The sequence below is a fragment of the Streptococcus mitis genome (assembly GCF_001579035.1).
GTDB lineage: Bacteria > Bacillota > Bacilli > Lactobacillales > Streptococcaceae > Streptococcus > Streptococcus mitis_J.
This window is the reverse complement of the sequence record NZ_KQ970286.1, coordinates 301,447-310,546: the sequence shown is the minus strand read 5'-3', so window position 1 is coordinate 310,546 and position 9,100 is coordinate 301,447. Positions and strand designations below refer to the sequence as shown.

Here is a 9,100-nt window from a genome sequence, read left to right as displayed (position 1 = left end):
AAGCTCCAAACCGATGACCTTATCAAATTCGCTGTCTTTAGCCGACAGCATGATAATAGGTACACTACTTGTCTTGCGAATGGTCTTAGCAACTTCTAAACCATCAATTTCCGGAAGCATCAAATCCAGAATAATAATATCTGGTTGCTCTGCTTCAAATTGCTCTAGCGCTTCACGACCGTTAAAAGCAGTTACAACTTCGTAACCTTCCTTGGTCATATTAAACTTGATAATATCCGAGATTGGTTTCTCATCATCTACAATTAGTATTTTTTTCATATGTTCACCTTTTTCTCTACTATTATACCAAAAAAATAACAAGAAGACACGATAGCTAGTCTTTGCTACTGTCTAAGTTGGTTTGTGCATAAGCCTGCCAAATTTTTTGTTGGGGTTTGGCAAGTGGGTAATCCTTGAACTCTTCTGGTAAGAGCCAGCGAACTTCCCTATCTGAAAAATCATGGAAGTCAGTCACCTGACCGGATACAATTTGAACATGCCACTTGCGATGGCTAAAGACATGCTTGACAGTCTCAAAACAACCATCAAACCAATCAACATCTAGGTCATAGTCCTGCTGGAAACTCTCTTCTGGGCTGGGGCCAAAGTTTACACTTTCTTCCGCAACCTGATGAAAGAGGTCAAACTGCTCTTCTTGCGGAAACTCATCTACTTCTATCAAGGGAAAATGCCAAAAGCCTGCCAACAACTTTTCACTCTCATTTTTTTCAAGAAGAAATCGTCCCTGAGAATTTTTCACAACTAAGGCTTTAAGATAAATGGGAACTGGCTTTTTCTTTGGTGCCTTAATTGGATAACGGTCCATGGTTCCATTCTGATATGCAGCACTAAAGTCCTTCACCGGACTCTCTTCTGGTCTAGGATTTACAGGAGCCTCAATATCAGACCCTAAGTCCATCAAAGCTTGATTAAAGTCGCCCGGACGCTCAGGATCAATCAAGATTTCCATCATTGCCTGAAAAATTTTGTGATTACTTGGAATCCCAATATCATGGTTGACTTCGAACAGACGGGCCAAAACACGCATAACATTACCATCGACCGCTGGCTCAGGCAAATTAAAAGCAATACTGGAAATGGCTCCTGCTGTGTAAGGGCCAATCCCTTTTAAACTAGAAATTCCTTCATAGGTGTTTGGAAATTGGCCACCAAAATCAGTCATAATCTGCTGGGCTGCAGCCTGCATATTGCGAACTCGAGAATAATAACCCAAACCTTCCCAAGCCTTCAACAAACCTTCTTCAGGAGCTGTTGCCAAACTTTCCACTGTTGGAAACCAGTCCAAGAAACGTTCGTAATAAGGAATAACCGTATCCACCCTGGTCTGCTGGAGCATAATTTCAGATACCCAGATATGATAAGGATTTTTACTTCTGCGCCACGGTAAATCTCGCTTGTTTCCATCATACCAACTGAGGAGTTTCTCACGAAAAGAAACAATCTTCTCCTCCGGCCACATGACGATATCGTATTCTTTCAAATCTAACATATCTCTAGTATAACACAGAAGATTCTAACTGTCCTTTTCCTAGTATTAAAAAGCCTCTTCCCAAAGGAAAGAGGACTAAATCTTATTGATGAACAGCTTGGGCTGCTGTGATAAGGGTTAACTTGTAAACATCATCTGCATTACATCCACGAGAAAGGTCGTTAACTGGTTTGTTCAAACCTTGCAAAACAGGTCCTACAGCTGCAAAACCACCAAGGCGTTCAGCCATCTTGTAGCCGATATTTCCTGCTTCGATACCTGGGAAGATAAAAACATTTGCTTGACCAGCTACTGTACTTCCAGGAGCTTTCAAAGCTGCAGTTTCAGGAACAAAGGCTGCATCAAATTGCAACTCACCATCGATTTCGAGGTCAGGACGCAAGTCATGAGCAATTTTAGTGGCTTCTACAACCTTATCGACGCTCTCACCAAATCCTGAACCTTTAGTAGAATAGCTTAGCATAGCAATTTTAGGTTCGATGCCAAACATCTTAGCTGTAATTGCTGAGTTGATGGCAATTTCAGCCAAGGCTTCTGCGTCTGGATTAATATTGATGGCACAGTCCCCAAAGAGGTAACGCTCCGTACCACGAACCATGAGGAAGGCACCTGAAGTACGCGTTACATTCGGACGTGTTTTGATGATTTGAAGTGCTGGACGAACTGTTGAAGCTGTTGAGTGAATCGCACCTGACACCATTCCATCAACCAAGCCCAGGTATACCAACATAACACCAAAATAGTTGACATCTTCAACCAAAACCTTGCGTGCATCTTCTTCAGACATTTTGCCCTTACGACGCTCCACCAAGGCAACAACCATTTCTTCAAATTGAGGATAATGTTGAGGGTCAATGACTTCATAACCATCCATGATCCCTTCGATTTCAAGATAGATTTTAATTTTTTCAGGATTACCAAGCAAGACAGGAATCACTTCTGTTTCTTTTACCAAACGTTTTGTCGCTTGAAGAATACGTGGCTCTTCCCCTTCAGGGAGAACGATACGAGCATTTTTACCAACCAGGTTGGCTTTGAGACTTTCAAAAACTTCCATGAGTTTTCTCCTTTAAGATAATAATTATACTCTGAAACAGTTTTTATAGAGTATTAGTTGATAACTGGGTAATAAGGTTACTGAAATCATCCGGCAAGGGACTTGATACCTGCAAGTCTTGCTCTAAAAATGGATGATAAAAGGATAGGTAATGGCAATGCAGGGCCTGACGTTGGATGCCGTCGTCCAGACTACCACCATACAAATCATCTCCCAACAAAGGAAAACCGATATGGGAAAAATGGACTCGGATTTGGTGGGTTCGTCCAGTGTGTAAACGAATATCTACCAAATGAATATTTCCATAGGAAGCTACAATCTTGTAGGAAGTATGGGCATACTTTCCGCCTTTAGCCACTCGTCTGGTAATAATGGAGTCTTCATCACGCGCAATCGGAGCAATAATTTCCCCCTCTGACTCCAAGTGACCATCACCTTTAACCAAAGCAAAGTAGCGTTTTTCGATAGATTTCTTCTGCAACTGCTTGTCTAATCGTGCATGGGCATATCCGTGCTTAGCAAAGAGCATCAAGCCAGAAGTGTCTCTATCAAGTCTGGTCACAATGTGAACCTGCTGATTTTCATAATTTTGCTTGACGTAGTAACCCTTGATAAAATTGGCAATGGTATTGGAGTGGTTAACACTAGGAATAGAGGCAACTCCATAGGGTTTATTCAAGACTAGAAAGTGGTCATCCTCATAGAGAATATCCAGTGAGCGCTCGATAGCTTCCAGAGTTTCAAAACCTTCCTCAGCGGGAATATCAATAGTAACACGGTCCCCGATATCTAATAGATACGTTGCATTTTGCGGTTGGTCATTGACCAGAATAGCCCCACCTCGAAACTTAATCTTGGCCAAAAGTCCCTTAGAAACCTCGTGCTTTTTCAAAAAGGTATTAACCTTGACATGTTCATCTGCGATAAATTCAAACCTCATTCGTCCACCTCGCCGATAAAAGCATCCTTAACGCGGTTCCAGAAGCTGGTATGGCTAGGAGTCGCGACAAAGTGAATCTTATGATGATCGATTTGATACTCGATTCGCTCGATACTACGAAAAGAATAGACACTATTGTCAACCGAAATAGTATGATAATCGTTTCTCGTTGGAAAGAGTTCAATCTTATCCTTCTTAGGCACAATAATGGAAGAGCCCAGCGTTCGATAGACACGATTATTAAGGCTGGCAATCTCCGTTAATTGCAAAGCTTCAATGGTAGGGTGTAAAACAGCTCCACCAAGAGACTTGTTATAGGCAGTACTACCAGTCGGTGTCGAAACTGTTAGCCCGTCTCCACGAAAACGCTCAAAGGGAACACCATTGATGACAATATCTGCCACCATGGTTCGATCAGACCTGCGAATGCTGGCTTCGTTGAGGGCACGAAAAATCTTGACCTCTCCATTTCCAAGAAAAACCTTCACATTTAGAACAGGGTAAGAAACCCTTGCTCCGGTATCTAGCTGCAAATTGGTCATTAACTTATCCAACTCAAAATCACGATAATCGGTATAAAAGCCCAGATGTCCTGTATGAAGACCGATAAAGCGTACCTTATCAAGTTGGTCTTCATACTTATGAAAGGCCGACAAGAGCATGCCATCTCCACCAATGGAAATGACAATGTCCGGACTGCTATCATTGAGTATAAACTGATTTCTCTTCAAACGATCTCGCAATTCATACAAAACCCTTTGACTCTGCGGTTTTCTATTAGCTATCAGATCAATTCGTTTACCTGTATTCTTCATCTGTATCGTCACTGTTTCCTACACCGTCATTTAATTTTCTACTCAAAGGATCAAAAAGAGCCTGAGCTTCCTGGATATCATCTCGAATTTTACCCATTTCTTCATCCAACTGATGGGCGATTCTAGCTGTAATTTCCAGTCGCTTCTTAATCTCCTCTGGGAAATCCCCTTGGTACTTGTAGTTGAGAGAATGTTCTATCGTTGCCCAAAAATTCATGGCCAAGGTACGAATTTGAATTTCCGCCAAAATGGTCTTGGCTCCATTGATGGTATCAACCGTATATTCTACTACCACGTGATAGGAACGGTAGCCTGATGCTTTTCGATGAGTAATGTAATCTCGCTCCTGTATGATCTGCATATCCTGACGTTTGCGCAAAATCTCCACTACTTCCTTAACGTCATCTACAAACTGAACCATCACACGCAAACCAGCAATATCTTGCAAATCGTGCTCTAAGGTCGCATAAGTAATGCCACGCCGAGCCATTTTTTCCCTGATGCTCTCAATCGGCTTGACTCGACCGGTCACAAACTCAATCGGAGAATGCTTATTTTGCTTACGATATTGCTTACGAATACCACGAAGTTTAATCTTTAACTCACCAACAGCTTGAATGTAAGGATCTAGAAATTCTTCCCATTCTAAGGTCATATATTCTCCCTTGTTCTCATATTATCCTTCAAAAATATCTTTGATTTTTTCTCCAGATTTATATACAATAAATACAATGCTTATTATACCATAAGTGAAAAACGTTTACAAATAGTTATCAGTGTTTTTCAATAGTTGAGTTTTTACTTATTTTTCTTTGAAATCATTTTCGTTAATTGCCATCGTTTTTTTAACTCGTATTCATTTTTGCCCGTATAGTTGAGAAGGTTGCAATTTAATTCTAATGGTTTACAAAAGGATCAGTGACTAATTTCACTGTTTTTATTTTTAACAAAACACCGTTTTTGACAATAATGCGACACGATTCTCCCTCCCTATTCTTCAAGAAACCGCTTTTTTGAACAATAGGATTGTGATTATGGTTTCTAATCGTTCAAAATGCGTGTTTTTGAGCAAACAAAAAAACCGCAAGCCTGATCCTGCGGTGAAAGAGCATTTTAGAAAAGTTTCCTTTCTATTTATTTAACTGTAATCAAGCCATTAGGCTCAACTGTAAACTCTGGTTTATCTGCCATCGTTCCGTCTGCTTTGAGGTAGTACCAGCCTGTTCCGTCTGCGGACTGGACGAAGGCGTTTGATACCATCGCCCCTTCTTTACCGTCAAGGTAATACCAGGTGTCCTTATACTTGACCCAGCCTGTCTTCATAGCACCCTCTGTGTCGAAATAGTACCACTTGTCAGCGATTTTCTTCCAGCCTGTGGCCATTTCGCCTGATTGGTCAAAGTAGTACCAATTACCGTCTGTGTGCTTCTTCCAGCGGTCTGCAAGCATATAGCCTGATCCGTCGAAGTAATACCAAGTTCCGTTGATTTTCTCAAACCTGTCTTTGGGATAAGACCCGTCTGAGCGCACATACCAGTAGCCTGTATCATTTTTCTGCCAGCCAGTTTCAGCGCCTAGGCCGTTCTCAATATCTCGCTTAAACTGTTCACGGCTAACGCCCCATTTAGCAAGATAGGGATACGGGTCAACGTGGTCTGAGTTGTTGTTAGGCTGGTTATTGGTACAGTATTCATGCGTTTTGATACCTGCCAAGTCGTCTGTGTCAAGAGTCTTCGGCAAGCCTGCTTCGTTTGCTAGATTGCGCAAGAGTTCGATATAGAGACGGTAATCTGCCATGAACTCTTCCTTAGTTGAATGGCTTTCAATCAATTCAACTGCTGCATAGCTTTCCGCATTCCAACCGCCGCCAACGTCCCACGCTCCGTTGTTTACAGGTCCGACCTGCATGACACGCCCGTTACCAACGACATGAGAGAAGAACCCAAGTTCAGGGTTCTTTCTGTAGTGGTAGTCCGCCTCATTCTGAGCGCTTGAGTTGCGGTTGCCTGTTGAGTGAGCGTGTACTTGTCGATAAGGCTGCACCCCAACCTGGGGCAAGCCTGTACGTAGTCTGCTTGTATCGATATCCATTACTCTTGTCCTTTCCAAGCGTCATTCATCTGCTTCACGGCTGACTCTACAAAGGTAGCCAAGTCCTTGTCAGTCATGCTGATGTTGTATTTGGTTAGCTCTGCACGAATTTTAGCACGAGCCTGTGCCAGTTTTTCATCACCTTTATAACCTGTCTCAGCAGCCACCTGCTCCACGGCATGAACTGCGTTCTTGGCTAGGATTTCAGCGATAATAACTGCTTTTTCTCCGCCTTTTCGCAAAAGATAGTCTTTCACTGCTTTCACGATACTGCCTATTGCTACTGCTAAAAAGCCTGTCGCAAAAGCGATAATAAATTCATTAAATTGTGTCATATGTTTTTCCTTTCTTTTATGGCAATGTTGCTGGCCAAGGGTCATCGGTTGTGAATACGATAGGACTAACTCGTATTTGAGATAGTATAGTATCTGTTACTTCTTCTTTTGGCATAGCGTATCTCAATTGAAGAGCGTTTTGATCCGATGTTCCTCCTAAATAAGTGCTACCTAATAAATCTCCTAAATCTCCATATAATCCTGAGAGTATTGAGCTAGAGCTTCTAAATCCTTCTGGAATGACAGCATTCCCTTTTCCTATATCTACTTTGACCCACGTATACTTCTTTGAGCCGATTGTTTTATTAATGATATTACCGCTCTGTTGAGATATTGGTTTCATTCCAAACCAGCCGTATGATAGCCCGTCAAATTTAACAACAACTTCGTCATTAATTCTTCTGATTTGAATTTTAGCGTTTCCTAACTTATTAATAACATTTAACGTTCTCCAACCTGTATCGCCAATCAAGACACGCCAACCTTTGTTGTTGTTACCTTTTTCTTTTATCCACTTAAGAGCGCCATTCGTCGCATTGACATCTACATAGGTTGTTCCGATTTCAGCAGTGATACGCCCTTCCGGCGAACCTGTACCACGGATTTCATGCCCTACGTTATCTGGTAACGGTAGAGTGACATTATTACCCCCGACAATTCCGAGGGTATTTCCTGTCAAGATCAGCCTTGGTTCAGGCTTTTGGTTCAGCACCTTCACATCACGGCCAACCGCTTGAGCGAATTCCTCAAAATTGCTCATGGCAATCACACTTTCGCTGTGTTATACGTTGCGACCAAGTCAAGGCCAGCTAGTTCGTCAATACGACGGCCAAGGTCAGCTAGTTTTTGAACGACTGCGCCCTCAGTATCTCCACTCATGCTAGCGATTTTTTCAGCGATTTCTTTAAGAGTGTCAAGATTTTCAGGAACACCCTCGCCCAAAATGTCGTTTTTGACTTCGGTTTTAGCCTGCTCGATAGCCTGCATTAAAGTAGCGTTGTCAATCTTCGTATCGATTAACTGCTTCATTGTCTTGTTATCCGCTCCCAATGCTTGAGCGAATGCAATCCATTTACTTGTATCCATGTTTTACACCTTTCCTAAGTTATAGTACGTGAGCAAGTCCGGGATTTCCTGACATACTCCAGTCTCGCTTGCAGTTCTACCTGCAAGCTGTTTTTCGACTTCTTTTGCGATGTCCAGCTCATTTAAAGCATGGACTTCTTCTGTGACCAATTCCTTATCTGAGGCGACTATCTTGATATGGACAGATTTATCACTGGGAAAAACATAGCCTCCAGCCGTGATTTCCAAGCGATAACTCCCAATCGGCAAGATAGCGTCCAGATGAAAACTCACACCTTGACTGGTAACAGCTACCTGCTTCTTCCACTGGTAGCCCTCCTTGGTCAGACTAATAAGCGCCTCCTCCCCTTCCAGAGAGGAAATCACTTGGTAGTCTTCGTCTAAGAGGGCAAAACCAAAGGTGGAAGCCAAGTCCCCTTGCTTAATCAGGTGACCACCGTCAATCTGTGCGAGATTGGTCATATTGAGATTACAGACCATTCTGCACCTCTTTCTAATCATCTACTAAGATGTCTTCCTTAATCTCCAATTTCCCAAAATCGCTGAATAAGCGGTCTATGTAGCCGTTACCTCCTAAAGCCTTGTAGCTTTTGTGCAGACTTTCCACTAGTGAAAATTCGTCTTTTGAAGTGAACCCTCTACGAATAGCCCGTCGCATGTCACGGTCAAGGCGCAACTTCATGGTATTTAGATGCGCCTCGTCGTGCACTTTTAGCTTTTCCTGTACTTCATCGATTTTGGAATTGCTATCTTTAGCGGTAGTCTGGACATCTTTGATCTGTTTCTTGACTTCGCTCAACTCTGAAATGATTTGGTCTGTCTGTTCCTTTGATTTCTTCGGCAATTTGTAGCTGAGCCAAGCTATAATAATCGGTGAAGCTGCTGATAGCACGTCCATGAAGAAATGCTCTATTGATTGTAAGACGTCCATAAGCACCTCGCTAGTTTGCCAAATGGCTCAAACCACGTCGCTTCAATTCCTTGCGTACACGGTCTTTCCAGCGTTTATGTACCCATGAAAAGTCAATTGCTCCACGTTCCAGTAGGTTGATGTACATGTCGATTTTTGCTTGGTCTAGTGTAATCTTACTCATTGCTGCTACCTCCATTGTCTTCACTAGGGCTCTCTTGGTTTGTCGTTTCAGAAATGTCATCTTCTTTCTCGCTTTCTTTGTTATCTTCTACCGCTGGGGTTGGTTGTGTAGGCGCTTCTGCTACTGGTTGTTCAGTAGTTGGCTGCGCTGGTGCTGATTCTGCTTCATCAGC

Annotated in this window: 13 protein-coding genes and 1 pseudogene; all 14 read right to left on the bottom strand. The window is 42.5% G+C overall.

What is annotated here, in order from left to right:
- A partial coding sequence (locus tag SMIDD26_RS12705; RefSeq protein ID WP_246746886.1) for a response regulator occupies positions 1-279 on the bottom strand: 279 nt, incomplete at its 3' end.
- Positions 280-334: 55 nt separating this feature from the next.
- Positions 335-1,510, bottom strand: coding sequence for an A/G-specific adenine glycosylase (gene mutY, locus SMIDD26_RS03950; protein WP_061439066.1), 1,176 nt, complete (start codon positions 1,508-1,510; stop codon positions 335-337).
- Between the two features lie 82 nt (positions 1,511-1,592).
- On the bottom strand, positions 1,593-2,567 hold the full coding sequence (gene pta / locus SMIDD26_RS03945) for a phosphate acetyltransferase (protein WP_061439064.1): 975 nt from the start codon (positions 2,565-2,567) through the stop codon (positions 1,593-1,595).
- A gap of 43 nt (positions 2,568-2,610) precedes the next feature.
- Positions 2,611-3,507, bottom strand: coding sequence for an RluA family pseudouridine synthase (locus SMIDD26_RS03940; RefSeq protein WP_061439062.1), 897 nt, complete (start codon positions 3,505-3,507; stop codon positions 2,611-2,613).
- Positions 3,504-4,322, bottom strand: coding sequence for an NAD kinase (locus SMIDD26_RS03935; RefSeq protein WP_061439060.1), 819 nt, complete (start codon positions 4,320-4,322; stop codon positions 3,504-3,506). The genes SMIDD26_RS03940 and SMIDD26_RS03935 overlap by 4 nt, the downstream gene beginning before the upstream one ends.
- Entirely contained in the window at positions 4,306-4,977 is a 672-nt protein-coding gene (locus tag SMIDD26_RS03930; RefSeq protein WP_061439058.1) for a GTP diphosphokinase, read from the bottom strand. Before SMIDD26_RS03930 ends, SMIDD26_RS03935 begins: the two co-directional genes overlap by 17 nt.
- 479 nt (positions 4,978-5,456) lie before the next feature.
- Complete coding sequence (locus SMIDD26_RS03925) at positions 5,457-6,413, bottom strand: peptidoglycan recognition protein family protein (RefSeq protein ID WP_061439057.1); 957 nt, start codon at positions 6,411-6,413, stop codon at positions 5,457-5,459.
- Positions 6,413-6,748, bottom strand: coding sequence for a phage holin (locus SMIDD26_RS03920; RefSeq protein WP_061439055.1), 336 nt, complete (start codon positions 6,746-6,748; stop codon positions 6,413-6,415). The genes SMIDD26_RS03925 and SMIDD26_RS03920 overlap by 1 nt, the downstream gene beginning before the upstream one ends.
- A 16-nt stretch (positions 6,749-6,764) precedes the next feature.
- A complete protein-coding gene (locus tag SMIDD26_RS03915; RefSeq protein ID WP_061439052.1) occupies positions 6,765-7,508 on the bottom strand; it encodes a hypothetical protein in 744 nt (247 codons plus the stop codon).
- 5 nt (positions 7,509-7,513) lie between these two features.
- Positions 7,514-7,834: a hypothetical protein gene (locus tag SMIDD26_RS03910; protein ID WP_061439051.1), complete on the bottom strand. Its 321-nt coding sequence runs from the start codon at positions 7,832-7,834 to the stop codon at positions 7,514-7,516.
- 3 nt (positions 7,835-7,837) lie between these two features.
- The gene (locus SMIDD26_RS03905; protein WP_061439049.1) at positions 7,838-8,314 is read right to left on the bottom strand and encodes a hypothetical protein; all 477 of its coding nucleotides are present in this window, start codon (positions 8,312-8,314) and stop codon (positions 7,838-7,840) included.
- Positions 8,315-8,327: 13 nt separating this feature from the next.
- The gene (locus SMIDD26_RS03900; RefSeq protein ID WP_134990128.1) at positions 8,328-8,765 is read right to left on the bottom strand and encodes a coiled-coil domain-containing protein; all 438 of its coding nucleotides are present in this window, start codon (positions 8,763-8,765) and stop codon (positions 8,328-8,330) included.
- Between the two features lie 10 nt (positions 8,766-8,775).
- On the bottom strand, positions 8,776-8,928 hold the full coding sequence (locus tag SMIDD26_RS12215) for a hypothetical protein (protein ID WP_167747468.1): 153 nt from the start codon (positions 8,926-8,928) through the stop codon (positions 8,776-8,778).
- Positions 8,921-9,100, bottom strand: a pseudogene (locus tag SMIDD26_RS03895) (hypothetical protein); the annotation flags it as partial. The pseudogene SMIDD26_RS03895 and the gene SMIDD26_RS12215, both read right to left, overlap by 8 nt.